Source organism: Corallococcus sicarius (assembly GCF_003611735.1).
Taxonomy (GTDB): domain Bacteria; phylum Myxococcota; class Myxococcia; order Myxococcales; family Myxococcaceae; genus Corallococcus; species Corallococcus sicarius.
On the sequence record NZ_RAWG01000646.1, the window covers coordinates 1 to 1,139 of the forward strand.

Below are 1,139 nucleotides of genomic sequence, written 5' to 3' on the forward strand. Positions count from 1 at the left end.
CCCTCCTGCTGCGCGAGGACTCGCCCGGTGACAAGCGCCTCGTCGCCTACTTCACCGCCTCCCAGGCCCCGCAGCCCGCGGAGCTGCGCGCCTTCCTCGAGCAGCGCCTCCCCTCCTTCATGGTCCCCGCCGCCTTCGTCCTCCTGGACGCGCTCCCGCTCACCGCCGCGGGCAAGGTCCACCGCGCGGCACTGCCCGCTCCGGAGCAGAAGGGGCTCACGGACAGCTACGTCGCGCCACGCACGCCCACGGAGGAGCTGCTGGCGAACCTCTGGGGCGACATGCTCGGCCACGAGCGCGTGGGCGTGCAGGACGACTTCTTCGAGCTGGGCGGGCACTCGCTGCTGGCCGCGCAGCTCATCACCCGGATCCGCGCCACCTTCGACCGGGAGCTGTCGCTCAACGACCTGTTCGACGCGCCCACCGTCGCCGCGCTGGCGGCGAAGCTCGCCTCGGCCCGGGAGGCACCGGACGCCGCGCGGCCTCCGGTGGAGCCGGGCGAGCCCGTGGAGCAGCTCCCGCTCTCCTTCTCCCAGCAGGCGTACTGGTCCCCGGAGCGGGGAGGCCCCGCGAGCCCGCTCAACTCCGTGCCCACGGCCTTCCGCGTGGAGGGCCCGCTCGACGAAGCGGCGCTCTCCCAGGCGCTGACGGAGCTGGTGCGCCGGCATGAGATTTTGCGCACCACGTTCCCTGTCGAGGACGGAGTCCCCGTCCAGCGCATCGCGGCTCCCGGCGGCTTCCCGCTGGAGCGGCTCGACCTGGAACACGTCCGCGAGGAAGCGCGCGAGGACGCGGCGCTGACACGGCTGCGCGAGGAGGCGTGGCGTCCCTTCGACCTGGAGCGGGGGCCGCTGATGCGCGCGCTCCTGCTGCGGCTGTCCGACGCGCGGCACCTGCTGTTGCTCAACCTGCACCACGCCCTCACGGACCTCGTCACGGGGCAGGTGCTGCTGTCGGAGCTGGCGGCGCTCTACGGCGCCTTCCTGGAAGGCCGGGAGTCGCCGCTGCCGGAGCCCACCTTGCAGTACCGCGACTTCACGCGCTGGCAGCACGCGGGGCTGCGCGCGGAGGCACTCGACAGCCTGCGCTCCTGGTGGAGACAGAAGCTGGACACGCCCCTGCCCCTTCCCGCACTGCCC

Annotated in this window: 1 protein-coding gene; it reads left to right on the forward strand. The window is 73.5% G+C overall.

Going from position 1 to position 1,139, the window contains the following annotated elements:
- On the forward strand, window positions 1-1,139 hold a 1,139-nt coding region (locus D7X12_RS41465; RefSeq protein WP_208719634.1), incomplete at both ends, for a condensation domain-containing protein.